We start from the raw sequence: 23,441 nt of genomic DNA, 5'->3' as shown, positions 1-23,441 counted from the left end.
GGCTGCTCCCATGACCCTTGTTGCCGGCGTCGACTCCTCCACCCAAAGCTGCAAGGTGGTGGTCCTGGACGCGGAAACCGGAAAGCTGGTCCGCGAGGGCCGCGCCGGCCACCCGGACGGAACGGAGGTCCACCCGGACCACTGGTGGCAGGCTCTGTCCGAAGCGTTCGACGACGCCGGCGGGCTGGCGGACGTCAGCGCGCTGTCGGTGGGGGGCCAGCAGCACGGCATGGTGCTGCTGGATCACGCCGGCAATGTGGTGCGGCCGGCGCTGCTGTGGAACGACACCCGTTCCGCCGCCGCATCGGCCGCACTCACCGACGAAGTGGGGGCGGACGACTTTGCCCGCAGGACCGGCCTGGTCCCGGTGGCCTCCTTCACCATCACGAAGATCCGCTGGGTCCGGGACCACGAACCGGACCTGGCGGACCGGGTGGCGGCCGTTGCGCTGCCCCATGACTGGCTGACCTGGCGGCTCCGCGGCTATGGCCCGGCAGCATCCAGCCCGCTGGGCCCGAACCTGGACCAGCTCACGACGGACCGCTCGGATGCCAGCGGAACGGGCTATTGGAGCCCCTCCGCCGACGACTACGATCTCGAGCTGTTCAAGCTGGCCTTCGGTCGGGACGCCAGGGAAGCTACCGGGAAAGCCGGGCCGGGGGACTCCGGGACCGTTATTCTGCCCCGCGTTCTGGGTCCCGGCGAGGCTGCCGGGGAGATCCACCCCGTCTGCTTCGGCTCCCCGGCTGAGCTGTCAGGCCAGTCGGGATCAAACTCGGCAGGAGCCGGGCGAGCAGGATCCGGGCCCCGGATCCTGCTCGGTGCCGGTGCCGGGGACAATGCGGCCGCCGCGCTGGGCCTGGGTGCCAAAGCCGGGGACGTGGTGGTGTCCGTGGGCACCAGCGGCACGATGTTCTCCGTGGCGTCGCAGGCCGTTGCCGACCCCAGCGGCACGGTGGCAGGCTTCGCGGACGCCAGTGGAGAATACCTGCCCATCGCCGTCACACTGAACGCCGCGCGGGTGCTTAGCTCGGTGGCCGGCATCCTGGGCGTGGATTTCGATGAATTGTCGCGCCTTGCCCTGGACGCCGATCCCGGCGCCGGGGGAGTGGTGCTCGTGCCGTACTTCGAAGGCGAGCGCACCCCCAACCTGCCGCACGCCAAGGCCAGCATCCATGGGCTCAGCATTGCCTCCAGCACCCGGGGCAACTTTGCCCGGGCCGCCATCGAAGGCATGCTCTGCGGGCTGTCCGGCGGCCTGGATTCCCTCCGCGCCCAGGGCAGCCCGGCAACACGCCTGCTCTTGATCGGCGGTGCCGTGCAAAATCCCGCGGTGCAGGCCATCGCGGCCCAGGTCTTCGACCTGCCGGTCGTGGTCCCGAGTCCGGGGGAGTACGTGGCCCGGGGTGCGGCCGTGCAGGCAGCCTGGGCCCGCAGTGGCACCCGGCCGGCGTGGCCCGTTGCCGTGGACGCCGCTCCGGACCCGGACTTCCACCCGGAAATCCGGCAGAACTACCTGAGGGCGAGCCGCCACATTGACCCTGGCGACTGAGCCGCCGCGGCGGCTACGGCCGCGGCGCGTCCGGCGTCGGGTGCCCGGCGGCGGGAGGGGCCGTCGATTCCCGGACCACAAGATGGGTGGCCAGTTCGACCCGTTGCGAGTCGAGCTCCTCGCCGTTGGCCTGCCGGAGCACGGTGCGCAGGGCGGCGCGGCCCATCTCCTGCAGCGGCTGCGTCACGGTGGTCAGGGCGGGGATGGACTGCTCCGCCTGGTACGTGCCGTCGAAACCCACCAGGCTCAGGTCCTCGGGGATCCGCATTCCGTGCCTCCGGGCTTCGGCCAGGACGCCGAGGCCGATGCTGTCACTCCCGGCAAAAATGGCCGTCGGCGGCTCGGGGAGGGCCATGAGCGTCTTGAGGCCGCGGATTCCGTGTTCCGGACGGAACTTGTCCAAAATGACGTAGTCGGGCCGCACCTGGACTCCCTCGGCCATGAGAGCCGCCATGTAGCCGTGCAGGCGGGCCTGGTTACATTCCGCCGACTCGGGCCCGCCAAGGTACGCGATCCGCCGATGGCCGAGTTCGAGCAGATGCTCCGTGGCCGCCTTCCCGCCGGCCCAGTTGGTGGCACCCACGCTGACAACCTCCGACGGCGGCGGGTTGAGCGGATCGATTACCACCACGGGAATGTGCCGGCGGCGGAAAGCACTCAGCTGGGCCGTACTGAAGCCGGACGTCACCACAATCAGACCGAGCCGGCCCTCGTCCAAAATGCGCTGGGCCCGCCGCTCCGGGCTGAGCGTCATGGCGGCCGGGTGCCCGGTCACATCGATCAGTACCTGGACGTCCGCCGAGGCGGCCTGCTCCAGCACGCCGTTCAGGACCTCGACGGAGTAGGCCGAGTACAGCGAGTCGAACACCACTTCCACGATTGCAGGATGATCCTCGGCGTGTTTGCGCTGCTGCGGTGACTGGTATCCCAGGTGTTCAAGCGCCGCCAGGACCCTGGTGCGGGTACTCTCCGCAACGTCCTCCCGCCCATTAATGACCTTGGAGACCGTGGGGGAGGAAACGCCGGCCTCCCGGGCTACGGCGGCAAGGGTTGGCCTGCCGGGACCCTGCACTATGGACACAATGGCTCCTGTACGTTCGAAATATTTCGATAGAAAAAAGTCTCGCCCTGTTTGCCGAATGCGTCAAGTCCGCGGTGCCTGGAATACCTGAAGTTTCTGAATCCGCCCTTGACTGTGATTGCAGTCACCATTAGTTTAGTTTCACAAGTCGCAGACTTTTACGAAACTTTTCGAAATATAGCTTTACCCCCATCAGCAGCGGCAGTGCAGCCTTCTTCGCGGAGGGTTGGGCTGCCGCCACTCACAACCGGGCCATCAGCGAAGACCCCGGAAGACGAATGGAATCCCAGATGAAAAATCGTACGTTTCGCAGTGCCGCGATAGCTTGCTCCGCAGTCGCAATTTCGATCAGCCTGGCCGCTTGCGGCTCCAGCGGCCCGGCAGGTTCTGGTGCAAGTGCAGACTCGGCCACCATGTGGGGGCTGACAGGCGGCAACCAGCCAGTGCTGCAGAAGTCCGTCACGGACTGGAACTCCGCCCACCCGGATTCGTCCATCAAACTGGATTTCTTCGCGAACGACGCCTACAAGACCAAGGTGCGCACCGCCGTCGGCGCCGGTCAGGGCCCGACCTTCATCTACGGCTGGGGCGGCGGCGTACTGAAATCCTACGTGGATGCCGGGCAGGTGGATGATCTCTCCGGGTTCCTCAAGGACAACCCCGACGTTCAGGACCGCTACCTTCCGGCGGTTCTGAAGAACGGCGTCATCGACGGCAAAACCTACGCCCTGCCGAACAACAACGTGCAGCCGGTGGTGCTGTACTTCAATAAGGACGTCTTCGCCAAGGTGGGTGCCGAGGCTCCCAAGACCTGGGACGAGCTCATGGCGCTGGTGCCGAAGTTCAAGGCCGCGGGTATTGCCCCGTTCTCGCTCGGCGGCCAGTCCCGGTGGCCGGACCTGATGTGGCTTGAGTACCTCGTGGAACGCATCGGCGGCCCGGAGGTGTTCGCCAACATCGCTGCCAACAAGCCCAACGCATGGTCCGACCCCGCGGTCACCGAGGCACTGACCAAAATCCAGCAGCTCGTGGACGCCGGCGGCTTCGTCAACGGGTTCTCGTCCATCGCGGCGGACAGCAACGCCGACCAGGCACTGCTGTACACCGGCAAGTCGGCCATGATCCTGCAGGGCGGCTGGATCTACCAGAGCATGAAGAAGGACGCTGCCGACTTCGTCAAGAGCGGCAAGCTCGGCTTTACCACTTTCCCCGCGGTCTCCGGCGGCAAGGGAGATCCGGCAAATGTCGTGGGCAACCCCTCCAACTTCTGGTCCGTCTCCTCGAAGGCCACCGACGGCCAGAAGAAGGCCGCCCTTGAGTATGTGAAGGACGGCATGTTCTCGGACAGCAACATCCAGGGCCTGATCGACTCCGGAGCGGTACCGGTGGTTAAGGGAATCGAGAGCAAGCTCGCCGCGTCCCCGGACAAGGACTTCCTGTCCTACGTGTATGGCATGGCAAAGAATGCTCCGAGTTTCACGCTTTCCTGGGACCAGGCTCTCAGCCCGGCTCAGGGGGACGCCATGCTGGCCAACCTTGACCAGATCTTCCTGAAGAAAATCACCCCGGAGCAGTTCGTGGGCACGATGAACGCGACGATCGGGAAGTAATCCAGTGTCCACCACATCCGGTTCCTCCCGGCGGGCCCTTCAGCGGGGCCCGTCGGGGTGGCTGGCCGCACCGGCCCTTGCCTTCTTCTTGTTGTTCGCCATCATTCCGCTTGGCGGCGTCCTGTTCCTGAGCTTCACGTCGTGGGACGGCCTGGGCGAGATCAAGCTGGACGGGTTGTCCAGCTGGACCACCGTCCTGACCGACCCCGTCACCGGCAACGCCCTGCTGGTGACGGCGAAGATCATGTTCTTCTCGTTCATCGTCCAGGCCCCGATCAGCCTTCTGCTGGGGGTCTTCACCGCCGGTGGCCAGAAGTACCGCGCGGCTTTGGCTGTCCTCTACTTCGTGCCGCTGCTGCTGTCCTCGGCCGCGGTGGCCATCGCGTTCAAAGCCCTCCTGGATCCCAACTTCGGCCTGGGTGCCGGACTCGGCATACCGGCTTTGTCGCAGGACTGGCTCGGTAATTCGGACCTGGTGCTGTTCGTCGTGGTGTTCGTGATCGCCTGGCAGTTTGTCCCGTTCCACACGCTCATCTACCAGGGCGGAGTGCGCCAGATCCCCGGGTCGCTGTACGAGGCCGCGCAGATCGACGGTGCCGGACGGATCCAGCAGTTCTTCAACATCACCCTGCCCCAGCTGAAGTACACCATCATCACCTCCTCCACGCTCATGGTGGTCGGATCGCTGGCGTACTTTGACCTCGTCTTCGTCCTCACCGGCGGCGGCCCCGGCTACGCCACACGGCTGCTCCCGCTGCACATGTACCTCACCGGGTTCAAAGCCAACGACATGGGCGCCGCGAGTGCCCTCGGCGTCATCCTCGTGGTGATCGGCCTCGCACTCGCCCTGCTGCTGCAGAGACTGGGCGGAAAGAACCGCAACGCAAGCCAATTGGAAGGTGCCTGATGGCGTCCCTGACCCAACTCCCCGTCCCGCACTCAGCACCCGCCCGCCCCGCCGCCAGCCCTCGTCCGCGGACCAAGGCATCCGGACGGTCCCGCCCGAACGTCCTCGGCGGCCTCGGCGGCTGGCTCTGGCTGGCCATCATCATCGTCCCCGTCTACTACGTGGTGGTGACGAGCCTGAAGAACCAGGCAGGCTTCTTCACGTCCAACCCGATGATGCCGCCCACCGAGCCCACCTTGGACAATTACAAGCTGGTGGTGGAGAACGACTTCGTCCGGTACTTTGCCAACAGTGTCATCGTCACCGTGGGCAGCACCATCCCGGCGCTGCTGGTTTCCTTCATGGCGGCCTACGCGATCGTCCGCGGCAAGAGCCGGTTCCTGAACTGGACCAACAGTTTGTTCCTGCTGGGCCTGGCGATCCCGCTGCACGCCACGATCATCCCTATCTACTGGATGATCACGCGGGCCCATTTGTACGACACCCTGCTGGCCCTGATCCTGCCCTCCGTCGCCTTTGCCATCCCGATTTCCGTGTTGATCCTGTCCAACTTCATGCGGGACGTGCCCAACGAACTCTTCGAATCCATGCGGTTGGATGGATGTTCCGACTGGGCCATGATGTGGCGTCTGGCGCTGCCCATGACGAAACCCGCGGTCATTACAGTGGGCATCTACAACGCGCTTGGAGTGTGGAACGGCTTCCTGTTCCCGCTGATCCTGACGCAGAGCCCGGAGACCCGGGTGCTGCCGCTGTCACTGTGGACGTTCCAGGGCGAGTTCAGCGTCAACATCCCGGCCGTCCTCGCCGCCGTCGTCCTCGCCACGCTGCCGCTGCTGGTGGTCTACGTGATCGCCCGACGCCAGCTCCTCAGCGGACTCACAGCCGGCTTCAGCAAATAGCGCGCCGGTCCCCGAGCCGGGGAGCCATCAATCTCCACCCGTTCTTTGAAAGGATTACCGATGACTGACCCGACGAGCCTGCGTGTGGGGATGGTGGGCTACGCGTTCATGGGGGCCGCGCATTCCCAGGCCTGGCGGAGCGCGCCGCGGTTCTTTGACCTGCCGCTGCGCCCCGAATTGACCGCGATCGCGGGCCGGAACGCCTCCGGGGTGCGTGCCGCCGCGGACAAGATGGGCTGGGCGTCCGCCGAGACGGACTGGCGGGCGCTGATCGAACGGGACGACATCGACCTGATCGACATCTGCACCCCGGGCGACACCCATGCCGAGATCGCGATCGCCGCGCTCGAAGCCGGCAAGCATGTCCTGTGCGAGAAACCGCTGGCGAACTCCGTCGCGGAGGCCGAACGGATGGCCGCGGCCGCCCAGGCCGCGGCGGGCCGGGGCGTGTTCTCGATGTGCGGCTTCAGCTATCGCCGCACCCCGGCCCTGGCCCTGGCCCGGCGGATGGTGCAGGAGGGCCGGCTGGGCCGGATCCGGCACGTCCGGGCGCAGTACCTCCAGGACTGGCTCTCCGACGCCGATGCCCCCTTGACCTGGCGGCTGGACAAGGCCAAGTCCGGTTCCGGCTCCCTCGGGGACATCGGAGCCCACAGCATCGACACCGCCCAGTGGATCACTGGACAAAGCATCACCGGGGTCTCGGCCCTGCTGGAGACCTTTGTCGCCGAACGCCCCCTCGCCGGGGACCTCGTGGGCCTGGGCGGCCACGGCGCCACCGGTGCCGACGCGGTCCGCGGGCCCGTGACCGTCGACGACGCCGCCATCTTCACCGCCCGCTTCGCCGGCAACGGGGACGACACCGCCTCCAACAACGGAACCGGGCCCATCGGTGTGTTCGAAGCCACCCGGTTCGCCCTCGGCAGGAAGAACGCGATGCGCATCGAACTCAACGGCACCAAAGGCTCGCTGGCCTTCGACTTCGAGGACATGAACTCCCTGTCCTTCTACGACGCCGCCGACGGCCCGGACGCGGGCTTCCGCAAGATCCTCGTCACCGAGCCCGAACACCCCTACACCGGGAACTGGTGGCCCACCGGTCACGGCCTGGGCTACGAGCACCTCTTCACCCACCAGGTGGTGGACCTCGTCAACGCGATCGCCGCCAGCCGGCCGCCGACGCCGTCATTCGCCGACGCCCTCCAGGTCCAAAAGGTCCTCGCCGCCGTCGAAGCCAGCGCCGAAGCCGACAGCCGCTGGCAGAAAGTCTGAGAGGACACACCATGACACGACCCATCACCCTTTTTACCGGCCAGTGGGCCGACCTTCCCTTCGAGGAGGTGGCGCGACTGGCCGGCGAGTGGGGCTTCGACGGCCTTGAGATCGCCTGCTGGGGAGACCATCTGGACCCGCAGCGGGCCGTTGAGGACGACGCCTACCGCCAGGGCAGACTGGACATCCTGGACAAGCACAACCTCAAAGTCCACGCGATCGCTAACCATCTGACCGGCCAGGCCGTCTGCGACAACCCGATCGACGAACGCCACGAGGGCATTCTCCCCGCCTCCGTGTGGGGCGACGGCGACCCCGAAGGGGTCCGCACCCGCGCCGCCGAAGCCATGAAGACCACGGCCCGGGCGGCCGCCAGGCTGGGCGTGAAGACCGTCACCGGCTTCACCGGATCCTCGATCTGGAAATGCGTCGCCATGTTCCCGCCCGCGTCGGACGCCATGATCGAACGCGGGTACCAGGACTTCGCCGCCCGCTGGAACCCAATCCTCGACGTTTTCGACGAGGAAGGGGTCCGCTTCGCCCTCGAGGTCCACCCGTCCGAAATTGCCTACGACTACTGGACCGCCAAGCGGACCCTCGAGGCCATCGGGCACCGGGAGAACTTCGGATTGAACTTCGACCCCTCGCACTTCCTCTGGCAGGACCTGGACCCCGTCATGTTCCTACAGGACTTCGCCGAGAAAATCTTCCACGTTCACGTAAAGGAATCCGTCCGGCAGCTCAACGGCCGCAACGGCCGACTCGGTTCCCACCTTCCGTGGGCCGATCCGCGCCGCGGGTGGGACTTCGTCACGGCCGGTCATGGCGACGTCAACTGGGAACCGATATTCCGGACCCTCAACGCCATCGGCTATCAGGGGCCCACCAGCATCGAGTGGGAGGACGCCGGCATGGACCGCCTGGTCGGCGCACCGCAGGCCCTCGCACTGGTCAAGGACCTCGCCACCATCACACCGCCCGCGGCCGCGTTCGATGCGGCCTTCGCCGCCCGCTGAGCCGGCCACGACACACCAACAACAGAGGAACCCCATGACAAACGACCACAAAACCGCACTCGTGGTGCGCGGCGGCTGGGACGGACACCAGCCCGTAGCCGCGACGGAGGAATTCATCCCGTACCTGAAAGCCAACGGCTACGAGGTCCGGGTAGAGGAATCGCCCAAGATCTATGCCGACGCCGACTACATGGCCGGCGTCGACCTCATCCTGCAGTGCGTGACCATGTCCACCATCGAAAAGGACGAGTTCGAGGGCCTGCGTGCCGCTGTCGAAAACGGCACGGGCCTGGCCGGCTGGCACGGCGGCATCGCGGATTCCTACCGTGATACCTCCGACTACCTGCACCTGATCGGCGGCCAGTTTGCCTGCCACCCGGGCAAGCACCCGGATGAGCGGACCGGCGGGCAGCCCGACAACTACGTCCCGTACACGGTCAACATGCTCCCGGCGGCCGCGGACCATCCGATCACGGCAGGCGTCGGCGACTTCGACCTCGTCACCGAACAGTACTGGGTCCTCGCCGACGACTACATCGACGTCCTGGCCACCACCACCCAGAAAGTCCGGGAATGGGACCCGTGGCACCGGGAGGTCACCTCGCCGGCCATCTGGACCCGGCAATGGGGACAGGGCAGGATCTTCGTCTGCACCCCGGGACACCGCGTCGAAATCCTCCAGGACAGCAACGTCCGCACCATCATCGAAAGGGGCCTGCTATGGGCAAGCCGTTAGACACAGACCAGCCAATAAACGTTGGAATCATCGGCTGCGGAGCCATCATCGCCCAGTATCTGGCGAACTTCCGCCGTCTCGAGGACATTAACCTCGTCGCCGTCGCGGACCTGGACCCCGCGCGGGCGCAGGCCGTGGCCGACTCGTACGACGGCGTCCGGGCGCTCAGCGTCGATGCGCTCCTGGCGGACGACGACGTCGAACTCGTCCTGAACCTGACCATCCCCGCCGCCCACGCCGAGGTCGCCCTGCGCGCGATTGCCGCCGGCAAGTCCGTCTACGGTGAGAAGCCGCTCGCGGCAACGACGGCGGAGGCCCGGCAAGTGCTGGACGCCGCGCGGACAGCCGGCGTCGTGGTCGGCTGCGCCCCTGACACCGTGCTCGGCACCGGGATCCAGACCGCCCGGAAGGCGATCGACGACGGGCTCATCGGCAAGCCCATCTCCGCGACCGCCACCATGGTCACCCCCGGTCACGAGCGCTGGCACCCGAACCCGGACTTCTACTACCAGCCCGGCGGCGGACCGCTCCTGGACATGGGACCGTACTACGTCTCAGCCCTCGTGACTTTGCTGGGGCCGGTGGTCTCGGTGATCGGCGCAGCCAGCCACACCCGCGACGAGCGGACCATCGGCTCGGGCCCGCGCGAGGGCCAGACGGTGCCGGTGGCGATCGACACCCACGTCACCGGCGTCCTGGTCCACGCCTCGGGGGCCCTGTCCACGCTGGTGATGAGCTTCGACGCGGTGAAGACCAAGAGCCCCAACATCGAGGTCCACGGCGAGCGCGGTTCCCTGGTGGTCCCGGATCCTAACCACTTCGACGGCGACGTGCAGCTCTTCGCCCTCGGTGCGGACCACTGGGAGACCCTGCCCGTCTCCGCCGGCTATGCGGACTCGGGGCGGGGCTTCGGCATCGCAGACCTCATCCGCACCCCGGCCGGCCAGGAGCCCCGGGCGGGAGGCGCCTTGGCCTTCCATGCCCTGGAGGTGATGGAGTCCGTCCTGGAGTCCGCGCACACGGGTGCACCGGTCCGGATCAGCAGCACGGTCGTGCGCCCCGCGCCGGTCGGGCTCGCCACCCTGGCCTCGTCCGCCCTGGCGGCTGCCCCCTAGAGCCCGCCCGGCTGCTCTCTCCCAGCCGTGCCCGGCCCGAAGTCGCCGGCAAGCTGCCCATTCGCCGGAAAATTCCGGCGAACCCGCAGGTTTCCGGCGACTTCGTGCGTTGGGGGCGGAATCGGAGGGGCAGAACCGTCAGTCCGTAGCGCCCCGGTCGGCGTCGAACCCGGCCAGGAGGCGCCGGGACGCTGTGTCCATGTGGGAGCGCATGGCTGCCGTCACGGCGGCCTCGTCCCGGGATTCCAGGGCGCCGAATTGCCGCGCATCCGCTCCAGGGCGTCGTCGGTAATCCGCTGAGCCGCCAACTGGCCGGCCTGGACTTCGAGTCCGCCGCGCAGTTCCACCAGTTCCCGCGTGCGGGGGAGGAGCTCGGAAATGCCGTCGCGCAGGTAGGTTCCGGACCCCGGCCGGACAATGACAATCCCGAGGATTTCCAGGGCTGCGAGGGCCTCGCGGACCGCGGAGCGGCTCCAACCCGTTCTCCTAGGCATGCGAAATCGCCATCCAGTACGGCAAGGACACCATCATCAAGGACGACTGGAAGAAGATCTTCGACGACTCCGAACTCGACTACGTCATCGCCAAGATGCTCAAGCTCGAACCCGCCGTCCAGGGCTAGGCCACGGCCGAATTCGCCGGAAAGCTGCGAGTTCGCCGGAAGTTTCACGCGAACTCGCAGGCTTCCGGCGAATTCGGGCGTCGGCGCCGGGGAGGTCAGATGGTGCGCGGCGCCTTGGCCAGGTTCTCAGTGAGCTCGGCCGCGGTCAGCCGGACCACGTAGGCCGGGCGGTCCCGTTCCACGCGCCAGCTTTCGGAGAGCGGGCCGACGTTGACGGTGTCGAAGCCGAACTCGTCGTAGAGCCGGGCCACGAGTTCGGCCGCGTCCGGGTAGTCGCTCGCCGTGGCCAGGGCCCGGCGGTCGGGCGTGCCTGCCGGGGTGCCGTCCGTGGTGATCTGGGAGAACAGGATGTGGTTGAAGGCCTTGGCGACCTTGGACTGCGGCAGGTGCTCCTGCAGAAGGCCGGAGGTGGTGGCCTCGCCGGCATCCAGGGCGGGGAAGTGACCGTCGCGTTCCCAGTAATAGTTATTGGTGTCGAGGACGATCTTGCCCGCCAGCGGTTCCACGGGCACGTCCGGGATCGCCTTTAGCGGCACAGTGACGATCGCGAAGTCGCCGGCCGCTGCCGCCTCGGCCGCGGTTGCGGTCCGGGCCTTCGGTCCCAGTTCCGCCGCAAGGTCCGCGAGGGTTTCGGGCCCGCGCGAGTTGCTGATCACGACGTCGTAGCCGAGCTCAACTGCTTTGCGGGCGAGCTGGCTGCCAATGCGTCCTGCACCGATGATTCCGATAGTTGTCATGTCCGGCCCAACACCAATGCGGGCGAAGATATTTCGCCGGATACCGGCTATGCGCCCGGTTCCTCGTCGATGTCCGGCCCTTCTGCCGCGTCCTGGGAATGAGCACGGTCGACAAAGGGTGCGGCCGTTGCGTCACCCTCGGCGGGGCTCTCGCTGTGGACGCGCTCCGTCGCTTGTGCATCCTTAGTCATGTCCGCTCCTCTGCTGCGAATCCTGTGGTGAACGGCCCGCTGCCGGTACTTTTATCTAGCGCCCGGGCTTTCCGGGATGTCAAGATCCATCCGGGCCGGCATGTTCGGCAATGGTCGACGACGGTCCGTTCAGTTTGCTGTCCGGCCGCCGGCACGACTGGAGTACCGTTTTGGTTCCTTGCGCGGGCGCAGGGCATAGTCCCGAGACCGCTTGCTGGACAGCGCCAGGAGCAGCAGGATGTCCAGGGCCAGGCCGGGAAGATTGGACTGCAGGGTGATGTCGGGACCGCCGCGGAAAACGTCGAACGCCTGCAGGCAAATGGCCGCCGTGCTGAGGGCCATGGCCCCGGTCCGGGCCCAGTTCCGTCCGAGGAACACGAACCAGGCCAGCAGGACCTCGACCAAGGCAAAGAGCAGGACCGTCACCGTCGCGATGGTGACGGCCACCTCGGCCTGGGCCTCCGTGACCACCGGTCCGGCTTCGGGCTGCAGCAGTGAGCTCACGTGCGCATCCCGGAGGAGCACCAGGGAGAAGGCCAGTAGGACGGCTGCGGCTGCGCGGGCCCCGACCAAGACAGCACCGACGATCGTGGGCGCCGGGCGCTTGTTCCGGCTGTCAGTGGCGGATCCGGCGGATTCGGCCGGCGCCCCGGCAGTGTTCCTCAGATCAACGATGGGGAGATCGCCGTCGGTAATAATGGTGTCGCCTCCGCCGTTGCGGGCATGGTACCCGGTCGAAAAGTCGCGGATCACGCGGACCTCGGCACCCGGGTCGGCCCCGGTGATGGCTGCGACGACGTGATCGCGTTCGACGTCGGTGTGCTCGTCGATCTTGTGGGTGATCTGCAGGGTAAACAGGGACAGCCCGACGCTGCGGTCATACGTTCCGGCGGCCAGCCAGTCGACAGCCAGTCCGCCGGGGAGCAGCCAGCCGGGTGGGCACCGCCAGAAGCGGACGTGGTGGCGCTTGCCCGGGGTGCCGTCGACTTCCTGCTGATAGGCAAAATCCTGCTGGCGGCCGAACAGGAACAGGGGACTCACCGGGGCCTCGAGGTAGCTACGGCGCAGGAGCGTGGAGGTGACGATGCGACGGCTGCTGGCCAGCGTCACGTCGTCGGCCAGGGTCCAGCCCGCGGTCTGCATCACCCGATGCACCTGCGGTTCCGATCCCAGCAAAGCCACATTGACGGGGTCGCCCAGCAGCCCGTCGCTGGTGCGCGCCCGGCCGATGAAGTAATCGGGAACATACAGGCGGGTCAGGATGCGGTGGAGCCGGGGGAGCACCAGATAGGCGAGCAGGCCCCAGAAGATGAAGAGGAACCAGACCTGCGCCCAGCCCCACTGGAAGCTCAGCTGCACCAGCAGGGAGGTCAGCCAGACCGCCGAGACGCCGCCCACCACGAAGAACATGGTGTCCAGCCGCGAGTACGGCACGGCGCCGGCGGGGGCTGTGACCTCAACCGCTTCCTTGGTCATGGCCGCCATATTACGCGTACTGGCGTGCAGGCGTCGTCTGCGGGCGCCGGTTTCCGGGCTGAGGCCGGCCGCCCAGCGGCAGCCGGCCTCGGCCCAGTCTCACAGCCGGATTGTCAGAAGCTCACCGTCTCGGTCAGGTAGCCGAAGTACTTCCCGCTGATCGGGTGGATGGGATCGCCGCCGAAGCCGTAGTCGTGGTGGCGCTTCGTGTAGGACGCCGTCAGGTGCAGATATTGCTCCATGACGTCCTTGCCTGAGCCGGTGCACTCCTTCTGGCTGATGCACAGGGCCACAGACCCGGCCACAGCCGGGCTGGCGAAGCTGGTGCCATGGTTCACGGCGTAACCCCCCGGCGCAGTGGAGAGGATGCACACTCCGGGGGCGGCGACGGTGTGGGCCTTGTCATCGCTCGTGGTGGCGAAGTTGGAGAAGAACGCCGGCTGGTCATCTTTTTGCCCATACTTGGAAAAGTCCACTGTGCCGCAGGCAGGGGCGGCAAGGCCGCCGGGCTTTCCGTCGAAGTCGCCCATGGCCGTGGCGGTCAGCACCTGGTCATAGGTGGCCGGCACGGTGTTGGCGAAGTCCTCCCCGGCGTTCCCGGCCGCGACAGCGTAGGTGACGCCGGCCCGGACCGAGCGGCAGATGGCGTAATGCATCGGGTCCGTGCCCTTCCCGCAGTTGGGCGTGTCGGCGCCGCCGCCGGCGATGCTGATGTTGGCCACGGCGATGTCATTGCTCGGGTCGTCGTCCTTGCGCGTCGAGGTCACCCAGTCAATCGCGCAAATCAGGCTTTCCTCGGAGATCAGGCCGGCGTCGTCAACCACCCGGACGGACCACAGCGGCGTGCCCGGCGCGGTTCCCACGACGCCGAAGCGGTTGTTCCGGGCGCCGATCACACCCGCGACAAACGTCCCATGCCCCAAAACGTCAACGGGGGTCACGTCCACGGGCGAGCCGGACTGGCAGTCAACGCCGCCCTTGACGTTCAGGTCCGGGTGGGTGGCATCGATGCCGCTGTCGATCACGGCGACGTTGACATTGATCCGGTCCGGCCCTTTGTCGAGGGCCTTCCGGACATCGGAGTCCGTCCCGGCGATCCGCTGCCGCCAAAACGGGGTCTGTTGGGTGCTCGCGGACGCAGGATCGCTCGGCTTGTGGAACGTTCGGCCCATCGTGACGAAGTCGACGCTTGGATCAGCCTGGACCCGTTGCGCCTGGGACGCCGTCATGGTGGCCGAGTAGCCGTTCACGGCGCTGCGGTAGACCTTCGAGGCGGTGAATCCGTAGGCGCTTTGCTGGGCGGTCGCCGCGGCTCCGGCGTCCACGACGCCGTCCTTGAGCACCACAATGTAGTTTTGCCGGGTCTCGGCTGCGGCCGTGGGGACCGCCGCCGCCAGGCCGCCAGCGGTGACCAGCGCAAAGGCGGCAATAGCGGCGAGGGCGCGCCGGAACCTGAGTGTGTCCGGTCTGGGAAGGGGACCCCGCCGGTGTTTGCGCGGGACACGCGCCACCGATGTTAGCTTCGATCTTGATGCCTTGCGGCCGGCTTGGCTGAACATCGTGGCCTCCCATTAAGCGAGTTCGCTAATTCGAGTGCCCCCCGCCCAACATCTTAGGCCTCAGACCCTGCCAGACACAGGGACCTTTGGAAAAACTTGTGCGGCCGTCCGGCGCACTAGCAGCGGCCGCCTCAGACGAGGCTGTCTTCCTTTACCGGGGCCGGTACAGGGGCCGGCCGATCTTCCGGCGTGCGGGCGGTGGCGTGGGCGGCCGTCGCGGCGTGCACAGCGTGGGCGGCATGGACATGGTGACCGAACGGGTTGAACCGGCTGAAACCGAGTTCGGCAAAGGCGTAGGCGGTCTCGGCGTGCTCGGACCGGTCGACTCCGGCAAGTTCGTCCTCGTGGCTGACCCGGAATCCAAGCGTCTTGTGGATGGCGAGGCCGATCACCGCGGTCCCGAGTCCGGACACCGCCACCGTGATGAGGACCGCCACGGTCTGCGCGATCACCTGGTGCAGGCCGCCGCCGTAGAACAGGCCGCCGCCCGCGCCGTTTACCGGGAGGGCGATGAAGCCCAGCGCGAGGGTGCCGATGAGGCCGCCGCCGAGGTGCACGCCGACGACGTCGAGCGAGTCATCGAAGCCGAACTTGACCTTCAGGTCCACGAACACCGCGCAGGCTGCACCGGCGACAAAGCCCAGGCCGAGCGCGGCGAGCGGGCTGATGTTGGCGCACGACGGCGTGATGGCCACCAGGCCGGCGACGGCGCCGGATGCGGAGCCCAGGGAGGTGGGGTGGCCGTGCCGGATCTTTTCCGTGACCAGCCAGCTGATCATGGCCGCGGCGGGGGCCGCCAGGGTGTTCACCCAGATCAGCCCGGCCTGCTGCACGGTGGTGGCTGCGCCGGCGTTGAAGCCGAACCAGCCGAACCAGAGGATGCCAGCGCCCAGCATGATGAAGGGGATGTTGTGGGGGCGGTGGCCGGGGTCCTTGCCGAAGCCGTGCCGGTTGCCCAGGATCAGGACCAGCACCAATGCCGCGGTTCCGGACGCGATTTCCACCACGGTTCCCCCGGCGAAGTCGATGACCTGGCCGAAGACGGCGCTGACGGCACCGCCGGCACTCATGAGGCCGCCGCCCCAGACCATGAAGGCCAGCGGGCAGTAGACGAGGGTGATCCAGATGGGGACGAAGAGCGCCCAGGAGGTGAACTTGGTGCGGTCCGCGATGGCGCCGCTGATGAGGGCCACGGTGATGATGGCGAAGGTGGCGCTGTATCCGGCCTTGATCAAGTCCGGCGAACCGATGATGTTGCTCAGGCCGAAGTTGGCGAACGGGTTGCCGAACACACCGAGGACACCCTTGCCGGTGCTCATCGAGTAACCCCAGAGGACCCAGACGACGCCGACGATCCCGATGGAGATGAAGCTCATCATCATCATGTTGAGCGAGGCCTTGGCCCGGGTCATGCCGCCGTAGAAGAGGCCCAATGCCGGGGTCATCAGCAGAACGAGCGCTGCCGACACAATCATCCAGACGCTTCCAGCAGTGAGTTCCACCGGCGGGTCCCTCCTCGTAAGTCTGTCGTACCGGGACACGTTGCCGCCGGCCCCTCGATCCGGATTTAATCCTCGCGGAGGCATGTTTCCGGCAATGGGGCGCAAAGTTGCGGGCAGGTTACAGGAATGGCGGTGGCGTGAAGATCGCGTGACCGCCATGTTTCAGGAATGTAAACGCAGCCTCTTGGCCGGGTCGCTGCTGTCTGCTCCGCCGGCGCCGGCGGGGCGGAATGGCGGGGCTGTGGGGGACGTCCCGTGGCTGAGGGCTGTGAGATGTCGTCCGCGGCGGATTTTTGGCGGCGCGGGGCCTCAGCGGGAGGGACTGGGAGACGGGCTGGGCGTCTTGGCTTTGGAATCAGGCGGGGCGGGGAAAGCGGCAGCCGGGTAGAGTCCGGCCGCGTCCATCATGTAATTCGCCCACTGCGGGCCGGCCAGCATGTAGCCGTCGATTGCCTTGTAGAACTTGCCGTTGATGGTGATGTTCCGGCCCGCCCGCTTCTGGCCTTCCAGTGTGTCGCCGAAGTAGGACGCGGTGGCGAGTCCGGTGGTGTAGCCGACAACCCACGTGGAGCCGTTGGTGTTGGACGTCCCGGTCTTGGCCGCCACGGGGAACCGGCTCTGGACCTTGGGATTGATGTACACGCCGGAGCCGCGTTTCAGTACGTCCTGCAGCACGGCGTTGACACCCCGGGCGACCTCGGGCTTGATGGTGTTCCGGCAGTCGCTGGTCTGGGCCGGAAGCTTCTTTCCGGCGGCATCCCTCACCTCCAGGATGGCGATCGGCGCGCAGTACCTGCCGTCGTTGGCGAACGTGGCGAATCCGCTGATCAGGTTGAGCGGCGAAACGCCGATGGCGCCGAGCAGATTGCCGAGCTGGTGCATGTTGATCGGAGCGTTGTCCAGGCCGCTGTGAAGTCCCGCCGCGTTGACCATCTTCTGGATGCCGCAAAAGTCCAGCTGTGCCGCGGTGGCGAAGGTTGCCGTGTTGATGGAGTTGTACAGGCCGTAGTTGATGGGCATGGGGCGGTAGTAGCCGGGATCGTTGTTCTGGAGGTCGTCATCCGCGCCGAGCCCGGCGATCCTCTGCGGCGTGCTGTAGCCGCCGAGAACCCTGCCGCAGCTGTCCCTCCACCGGAATCCCACCGGGTATGACCTCCGGGACGCGTCCACGACCGCGGTGGGGGACTTGCCTTCATTGAGCCACTCGGCGAAGGTGAAGGGCTTCATTGTGGACCCCGGCTGGAAACCTCCGGCGCCGTTGAGGTCGTTGCCTTGGGCATCCTTGGAATCGACGTTGAAGTTCAACTGGGTGTCGAACTTCCCGTCCTCGGGAATGAACACCGTATTTTGGGCCATGGCCAGGATCTTGCCGGTGCCGGGCTGGATGGAGACCAGGGACGCGCCCCATTTGTCCGGGTTGGCCCCGGCGGTCGCGTCCACTTGCGTCTGGGCGGCCGCCTGCAGCCGGCTGTCCAGTGTGGTGGTGATGGTCAGGCCGCCCCGGTACAGCTTCGCCTGCCGGGTGGCGGCGTCCACGCCGTAGGCCGGGTTGTTGAGGATCAGATGCGAAATATAGTCGCAGAAATACGGGGCCATGTCTGCGGCCGCACAGCCCTGCTTCCCGGGGGTGACGGACAGTCCCACGCCGGTGGCGGCGGCGGCGTCGTGCTCCGCGGGGGTGATCTTTCCCAGGCGCAGCATGCTGTCCAGAACTTGGTTGCGCCGCCCGAGGGAGGCCTCCGGATGCGCAACGGGATCGTAGTAGCTGGGGCTGTTGACCAGCCCCGCGAGCAGCGCGGCCTGCGGCAGCGTCAGGTCCTTGGCCGAGGTGCTGTAAAAGTGCCGCGCCGCCGCTTCAATGCCGTAGGCGTCCCGGTTGAAGAAGACGATGTTGAGATAGCCCTCCAGGATCTGGTCCTTGGTGTACCTCTTCTCCAGTTCCACGGCGAGCTTCATTTCCCGCAGCTTGTCGCCCAGGTCCTTTTGTGCGCTCAGGAACATCGCATCGCCGTTGTCCTGGGACAACTTCGCCTCGTTGAGCACGTTGGAGACGTACTGCTGGGTCAGGGTGGACGCACCCTGCCGGCCGCCGTTGCTGGTCAGGTTGTGTGCCAGCGCCCGCATGATTCCGCGGAGGTCCACCCCGGAATGCTCGTAGAAGCGGTTGTCCTCGATGGAGACGATGGCGTCCCTGATGAACGGGGACATTTGATCGAGTGGGACCTTCACCCGGTTCTCCGTGTAGAACGTGGCGATGGGGCGCCCGTCCGAGGTCAGCACCTTGGTGGAGAGCGGCGGCGTTTCAACCGCGAAGTCGGAAGGGAGGCTGTTGAAGAATGAGATCGAGCCGCTGACGGAAGCTCCCGCTGCGGCAACGCCGGGAATCACCAGGCCGGCAGCCAGGACTCCGCAGAGAGCGCTCACCGCCAAGAAGCCGGCGAGCCAGCCCATGGTTGAGGCCAAACGGACGAGTAATCGGTTCTTCGGCGCCATTCTGGTCCAGCTATCAGGCTCAAGATTTTTGCCCAGAATACGCCGGATGGGGACCTTCAGCCAGAGCATAAGGGGACCTTCCTGAAGAGTCCGCCGGCGCCGCCCGGCCTGGGTGCCGGGCGGCGCCGGCACGGCCGCGGGCAGCCGGAATGAAATGGATTGATTGAATGTTCAATGAATATGGACTTTGGTATCTTCACTTTTGGCGAACTTTCCCGCAACACCCGCACCGGCACCGCGCTGTCCCCGAAGCAGCGGCTGAAGGAGATCATCGAACTCGCCAAGCTGGCCGATCAGGCGGGCCTCGCATTCCTGGGGCTGGGGGAGCACCACCGGCGCGACTTCGCCCTCTCGGCCCCGGAAATCGTGCTGGCCGCGATTGCCCGGGAAACATCCAATCTCCGGCTGGGCACGGCCGTCACAGTGCTCTCCACCCAAGACCCGGTGCGGCTCTTTGAACAGTTCGCCACCCTGGACCTGATCTCGGACGGCCGGGCGGAGATCATTGCAGGCCGTGGTGCGTTCGTGGAGTCCTATCCGCTCTTCGGCCACAAGCTCGAGGACTACGACGCCCTGTTCGACGAGAAGCTGCGCCTGCTGCTGGAACTGCGGGACAACGCCCGGGACAACACCACAGTGCAGTGGTCCGGAACACTGACGCAGAGCATCCCGGGTATGGACATCGCTCCGCGTCCGGTGCAGGAGAAGCTGCCTGTCTGGGTGGGCGTCGGCGGCACCCCGGCGAGCTTTTCCCGCGCGGGCCGGCTGGGGCTGCCCTTGTTCATCGCCCTCCTGTCCGGGCCCGCCCGCTTCCGCCACCTCGTTGAGCTCTACCGCGAGAGTGCCGCCGCGGCGGGGCACGATGCCGGCGCACTGCCGGTGGGGGCCGGCGGCCACTTCTATACGGCACCGACGTCACAGCAGGCGCGCGACACGTTCTACCCCTACTACCGGGCCTACTTCGAACAAAATATGCCACGCCCGGTGGACCACTTCCCCCGTTCCACTTTCGATGCGTGGACCGAGCCGGGCGGCGGACTGCTGGTCGGCAGTCCGCAGCAGGTCACCGAGAAGCTCCTGGAGATCCACCAGACTCTGGGGAACACCCGATACTTGGCCCAGATCGGGCTGGGCGGCCTGCCGTTTGCCGAGACGGCACGGTCCATTGAGCTGCTCGCGACGGAGATCATGCCCGCCGTCAACCGGGAAGTCTCCGCCGGCCTGGCGGCCAGCCGATCCGGCGAAACGCTGGCCTGACGGCCGGCAGACGACGGCCGGTCACCGCCGTCGACTGTTGCCGTCGTCCGCCGGCCGTGCTGCGACGCTGTGTCAGGGCTGGTCCAGCGGGATTTCAAGGCACCGGGCGGACGCGTTCCAGGTGGTTCGCGTGCCCAGATGCTGGCACAGCCGCTGCATCCGGGCGGCAATATCGGCCGCCGACCCCCGGGCCAGGCGGGCCTGAAATCCGGCGATGACGGTGGGGTGCAGCCGCAGCGTGCGGGGCTTGTTGGCCTCGGTGCCGAGTACGAAGAGGAACGACTGGTCATTGCGCTCGACGGGGTCCACGGCGTAATCGTCAACGAAATCCCCGGCGCTGTAGATGATCGGACGGTTCCGGTGGATCCCCACGCCCCGGAAGACATGCGGGGAGTGGCCAAACACGACGTCGGCGCCGGCATCTATGAGGTCGCGCGCGAGGTCCTGATGCCGCGCCGGGGCGTCCGAGCCCCAATTGCCTCCCCAGTGGGCCGACACAATGAGGAGCTGGACGCGGGCCTTGGTCCGCCGGACCAGGTCCAGGAGCGCGGCTCCGCGCTCGCCGCCGTCGTCCACGGGAACGTAATAGACCCCGGGGGCCGCGGCGCCGGCTTCCCAGTCGGGCTGGTTGTCCGTGAAGGCGATGAAGCCGACGGCGGTGCCGCCCACCCGCCGCACGGCCGGGCGCCGGGCCGTGTCCAGGTCCGGGCCGGCCCCGGCGTGCAGGATTCCGGCGCCGTCAAGTGCCGGGAGCATTTCCCGGAACGCGTCCGCGCCGAAATCCAGGACGTGGTTGTTGGCGAGGGAGACGACGTCGATCCCGGCCGCGACCAGGCTGTCCACGTTTTTCAGGTCCGAGCGGAAGTGGAAGATCTTCCCGGGCTCCGGCTCGCCGCCGGACGCCAGGACACATTCGAGGTTGGCGACGCGGACGTCGGCCTCCCGGAGGATCTCCAGCGTGTCGCCCCAGGGATAGGCAGGATTGGCCGTGGCCAGATGGCGGTTCACCAGCCGGCCCAGCATGACGTCTCCCAGCAGCGCGATCTGCATGGCGATCGGCCCGTCAGCTCATGCCCCGAGGGCTAGCTCTGGTAGCCCTCGACCTCGCTGGCCGGCCGCACCTCCGCCTCGTCCGGGTTCTCGCCGTAGTCCTTTTTTGCCCGCCGCTGGCGCAGCAGATCCCAGCACTGGTCAAGCTGTTCTTCCAGCTGCTGCAGCCGGAGAACATCCGGAGCCCCGGGCGGGGCTGAGTCTTCGCGGAGGCTGTGTTCTTCCTCCACCAGGGCCTTGATCCGTTCCAGGATGTCTTGGTTGTCCACAGTGTCCTCTTCTCGTCCGACGGCGGCAGGGCCCGGGACCTCCGGGGTCCCTGGCCAGATCCCTTTCCAGCCTACGGAGGCGGAGCGGCCGTGAACAGAGGCTCCCGCCGGCGCCGGCGCCGGCACCACGCACCTGCGTCCGGTGCGCGCGCAAGCCGGCGGCTCAGCCGAGGAGTTCGTCCGGGTAGCACCAACGCCAGTCCTCGTCCGGCTCAATGCTGCGCATCACGGGGTGGCCGGTGGCCTGGAAGTGCTTGTACGCATGGGTTCCCGGGGAGGAATCGCAGCAGGCCACGTTGCCGCAGTGCACGCACATCCGCAGGTGCACCGGCGTGGTGCCGTCCCGCTCGCACGCGGCGCAGACGGGATCCGGCGGGACAACCGGGTCCGGGGCGGATTCCAGGTGGGAACAGACCCCGCCGGGCCGGGCAATCCCTTCGCCGCCTCCTCCTCCAGTGCTGTCCGGTTCCTCCAGGGAGGCGTCCAGCATGGACTCCTCGACATCCAGTCGGTCAAGGACGTCAGCCAGGACCTCGTGGGCGTAGGCGCCGCCGCGCCGCAGTTCCAGGACCTTGGCGCGCTCGGCATCGAGCATCGCCAGCCGCAGCTGGGCGTAGCGCTGGCTGGGGGTGGCGGCTTCCGCGGAGGGACGGCCCAGCCGCTCCCACGCGGCCAGCCCGCGCTCCTGCGTGCGCCGTTTCAGCATCGCCACGACTTCCGGGGGATCGGAGTCTGAGCGCAGTTCCTGCAGCCGCTGCACGCCCGCCGCCGTGGCCAGCTGCATGAGCGAGGCCTGGTTGAGCGCGTCTTCGCGCGGATCCGGTCCCTTCACGCGCAGGACCCGGACCAGGGCCGGGAGTGTGAAGCCCTGCAGGGTGAGGGTGCCGCCCACCACCACGAGGGCCATCAGGATCAGGACGGACCGGTGCTCCAGCCCTGCCGGCAGGACCAGGACGGCGGCAAGCGTCACCACGCCGCGCATGCCGGCCCAGGAGACGATCGCGGCAAATTGCCAGGGTGGCGCGGGATCATTGCGCCGGACGGCAGGAATGAGCCGGGGCAGGTACGTTGCGGGAAAAACCCAGATCGGGCGCAGGACCAGTACGGCCAGCAGCACCACGGCGCAGCCGAGCCAGATCCGGTTCGGCCCCAGCGAGTCATCCTGGACGCCTTCGATAATGGTCCGGACCTGCAGCCCTATCAGGAGGAAGACGGAATTCTCCAGCAGGAACTGGACCGTATGCCAGTTGCTGCGTTGGCTCAGCCGGGCCGCCCCGTTCGGCATGGACGGGGCCTTGGTCCCCATGATCAGCCCCGTGACGACGACGGCCAGGACGCCGGAAGCGTGGATCGCCTCGGCCGGGAGATAGGCCACGAGCGGCGCGACCAGGGAAGTGGAGGTGTTGATGGACACGTTGCGGATCCGTTTGCGGAGCGCGGTGAGCACGAAGGCCGCGGCAATGCCCACCACCAGGCCCCCGCCGGCTGCAAGGAGGAAGCCCCCGGCGATGGCCGCGGCCGAGACCGTGCCGGCGATGGCGGCGATGGCGGCGCGCAGGCAGACCAGCGCCGTGGCGTCGTTGACCAGGGATTCGCCCTCCAGGATGGTCACAATCCTGCGGGGCATGCCCACCTTGCGTGCAATGGCCGTCGCTGCCACGGCGTCCGGCGGTGCGACGACGGCGCCCAGGGCCATCGCCGCCGCCAGGGGAATCTCGGGAAACAGCCAGAAGACCACAAAACCGATGCTGACGGTGCCGAAGATGACGTAGCCCACCGAGAGCAGGCCGATGGCGCGGCGGTTGGACCTGAAATCGAACAGCGAGGTCTGCAGGGCCGCCGCATACAGCAGCGGCGGCAGCAGCCCGACCAGCACGAGCTCCGGATTCAGCTCGATCGTCGGGACGAACGGGAGGAAGGAGCACACGACGCCGGCCAGTACCAGCAGCAGCGGGACGGAGACGTTGATCTTGCGGCCCAGCGCGCTGCCGGCGCAGACAATGGCGACCAGGGCCAGCAGCCCGTAAGCGACTTCCATTGGCCCATTCTGTCAGCTTGCCGCCGCCCGCCGGAGGGTTCTCCCGCATCGCATAA

21 protein-coding genes are annotated in these 23,441 nt (G+C 67.2%); 10 read left to right on the top strand and 11 right to left on the bottom strand.

What is annotated here, in order from left to right:
• Positions 1–10: 10 nt before the first annotated feature.
• Positions 11–1,552, top strand: coding sequence for a xylulokinase (locus BLR03_RS12800; RefSeq protein WP_091253087.1), 1,542 nt, complete (start codon positions 11–13; stop codon positions 1,550–1,552).
• A 13-nt stretch (positions 1,553–1,565) separates the two neighbouring features.
• On the opposite strand, the gene BLR03_RS12795 is transcribed toward BLR03_RS12800, so the two are convergent.
• Positions 1,566–2,633, bottom strand: a complete 1,068-nt coding sequence (locus BLR03_RS12795) for a LacI family DNA-binding transcriptional regulator (RefSeq protein WP_254788463.1) — start codon at positions 2,631–2,633, stop codon at positions 1,566–1,568.
• A 290-nt stretch (positions 2,634–2,923) separates the two neighbouring features.
• On the opposite strand from BLR03_RS12795, the gene BLR03_RS12790 reads away from it, so the two are divergent.
• From BLR03_RS12790 to BLR03_RS12760, 7 genes are read left to right on the top strand one after another with little or no spacing between them, the layout of a single operon-like run.
• Positions 2,924–4,243, top strand: a complete 1,320-nt coding sequence (locus BLR03_RS12790) for an extracellular solute-binding protein (protein ID WP_091253201.1) — start codon at positions 2,924–2,926, stop codon at positions 4,241–4,243.
• Between the two features lie 4 nt (positions 4,244–4,247).
• Positions 4,248–5,150, top strand: a complete 903-nt coding sequence (locus BLR03_RS12785) for a carbohydrate ABC transporter permease (protein ID WP_091253085.1) — start codon at positions 4,248–4,250, stop codon at positions 5,148–5,150.
• Positions 5,150–6,052 (top strand): carbohydrate ABC transporter permease, encoded by a 903-nt coding sequence (locus BLR03_RS12780; RefSeq protein WP_091253082.1) that lies wholly within the window; start codon positions 5,150–5,152, stop codon positions 6,050–6,052. Before BLR03_RS12785 ends, BLR03_RS12780 begins: the two co-directional genes overlap by 1 nt.
• A 60-nt stretch (positions 6,053–6,112) precedes the next feature.
• Entirely contained in the window at positions 6,113–7,324 is a 1,212-nt protein-coding gene (locus BLR03_RS12775) for a Gfo/Idh/MocA family protein (RefSeq protein WP_091253080.1), read from the top strand.
• Between the two features lie 11 nt (positions 7,325–7,335).
• Positions 7,336–8,340, top strand: coding sequence for a sugar phosphate isomerase/epimerase family protein (locus tag BLR03_RS12770; protein ID WP_091253078.1), 1,005 nt, complete (start codon positions 7,336–7,338; stop codon positions 8,338–8,340).
• A 34-nt stretch (positions 8,341–8,374) separates the two neighbouring features.
• A complete protein-coding gene (locus BLR03_RS12765; protein WP_091253076.1) occupies positions 8,375–9,076 on the top strand; it encodes a ThuA domain-containing protein in 702 nt (233 codons plus the stop codon).
• Positions 9,061–10,191: a Gfo/Idh/MocA family protein gene (locus tag BLR03_RS12760; RefSeq protein ID WP_091253074.1), complete on the top strand. Its 1,131-nt coding sequence runs from the start codon at positions 9,061–9,063 to the stop codon at positions 10,189–10,191. The genes BLR03_RS12765 and BLR03_RS12760 overlap by 16 nt, the downstream gene beginning before the upstream one ends.
• Before the next feature lie 221 nt (positions 10,192–10,412).
• Here BLR03_RS12760 and BLR03_RS12755 read toward each other — a convergent pair whose 3' ends face one another.
• Positions 10,413–10,685: a FadR/GntR family transcriptional regulator gene (locus tag BLR03_RS12755; protein ID WP_254788461.1), complete on the bottom strand. Its 273-nt coding sequence runs from the start codon at positions 10,683–10,685 to the stop codon at positions 10,413–10,415.
• Between the two features lie 5 nt (positions 10,686–10,690).
• On the opposite strand from BLR03_RS12755, the gene BLR03_RS25305 reads away from it, so the two are divergent.
• Positions 10,691–10,813 carry a phosphogluconate dehydrogenase C-terminal domain-containing protein gene (locus BLR03_RS25305; protein ID WP_139184547.1) on the top strand — a complete coding sequence of 41 codons (123 nt, stop codon included), beginning with the start codon at positions 10,691–10,693 and terminating at the stop codon, positions 10,811–10,813.
• A 95-nt stretch (positions 10,814–10,908) separates the two neighbouring features.
• Here BLR03_RS25305 and BLR03_RS12750 read toward each other — a convergent pair whose 3' ends face one another.
• The 6 genes from BLR03_RS12750 to BLR03_RS12730 all read right to left on the bottom strand — a co-directional run bounded on the left by BLR03_RS12750 (position 10,909) and on the right by BLR03_RS12730 (position 18,771).
• The gene (locus BLR03_RS12750; RefSeq protein WP_091253072.1) at positions 10,909–11,550 is read right to left on the bottom strand and encodes an NADPH-dependent F420 reductase; all 642 of its coding nucleotides are present in this window, start codon (positions 11,548–11,550) and stop codon (positions 10,909–10,911) included.
• Between the two features lie 47 nt (positions 11,551–11,597).
• Positions 11,598–11,741 (bottom strand): hypothetical protein, encoded by a 144-nt coding sequence (locus BLR03_RS24420; protein WP_175460527.1) that lies wholly within the window; start codon positions 11,739–11,741, stop codon positions 11,598–11,600.
• 129 nt (positions 11,742–11,870) lie between these two features.
• Positions 11,871–13,217 (bottom strand): LssY C-terminal domain-containing protein, encoded by a 1,347-nt coding sequence (locus BLR03_RS12745; protein WP_254788459.1) that lies wholly within the window; start codon positions 13,215–13,217, stop codon positions 11,871–11,873.
• 113 nt (positions 13,218–13,330) lie between these two features.
• Positions 13,331–14,776: a S8 family peptidase gene (locus BLR03_RS12740; RefSeq protein WP_091253068.1), complete on the bottom strand. Its 1,446-nt coding sequence runs from the start codon at positions 14,774–14,776 to the stop codon at positions 13,331–13,333.
• Positions 14,777–14,907: 131 nt separating this feature from the next.
• Entirely contained in the window at positions 14,908–16,278 is a 1,371-nt protein-coding gene (locus BLR03_RS12735) for an ammonium transporter (RefSeq protein WP_254788457.1), read from the bottom strand.
• A gap of 309 nt (positions 16,279–16,587) precedes the next feature.
• Entirely contained in the window at positions 16,588–18,771 is a 2,184-nt protein-coding gene (locus tag BLR03_RS12730; protein WP_091253197.1) for a transglycosylase domain-containing protein, read from the bottom strand.
• Positions 18,772–18,945: 174 nt separating this feature from the next.
• Here BLR03_RS12730 and BLR03_RS12725 point away from each other — a divergent pair, with 174 nt between their 5' ends.
• Complete coding sequence (locus BLR03_RS12725; RefSeq protein ID WP_217639782.1) at positions 18,946–20,028, top strand: LLM class flavin-dependent oxidoreductase; 1,083 nt, start codon at positions 18,946–18,948, stop codon at positions 20,026–20,028.
• Between the two features lie 72 nt (positions 20,029–20,100).
• Here BLR03_RS12725 and BLR03_RS12720 read toward each other — a convergent pair whose 3' ends face one another.
• From BLR03_RS12720 to BLR03_RS12710, 3 genes are all read right to left on the bottom strand, one after another.
• The gene (locus BLR03_RS12720; protein ID WP_091253066.1) at positions 20,101–21,078 is read right to left on the bottom strand and encodes a CapA family protein; all 978 of its coding nucleotides are present in this window, start codon (positions 21,076–21,078) and stop codon (positions 20,101–20,103) included.
• A 32-nt stretch (positions 21,079–21,110) separates the two neighbouring features.
• On the bottom strand, positions 21,111–21,347 hold the full coding sequence (locus BLR03_RS12715) for a DUF2630 family protein (RefSeq protein ID WP_091253065.1): 237 nt from the start codon (positions 21,345–21,347) through the stop codon (positions 21,111–21,113).
• Between the two features lie 163 nt (positions 21,348–21,510).
• The gene (locus tag BLR03_RS12710; protein WP_091253063.1) at positions 21,511–23,385 is read right to left on the bottom strand and encodes a Na+/H+ antiporter; all 1,875 of its coding nucleotides are present in this window, start codon (positions 23,383–23,385) and stop codon (positions 21,511–21,513) included.
• Positions 23,386–23,441: the final 56 nt, after the last annotated feature.

Origin of the sequence: Arthrobacter sp. ok909 (assembly GCF_900104405.1) — a bacterium.
Lineage (GTDB): Bacteria > Actinomycetota > Actinomycetes > Actinomycetales > Micrococcaceae > Arthrobacter > Arthrobacter humicola.
This window is presented reverse-complemented; position numbering and strand designations above follow the sequence as displayed.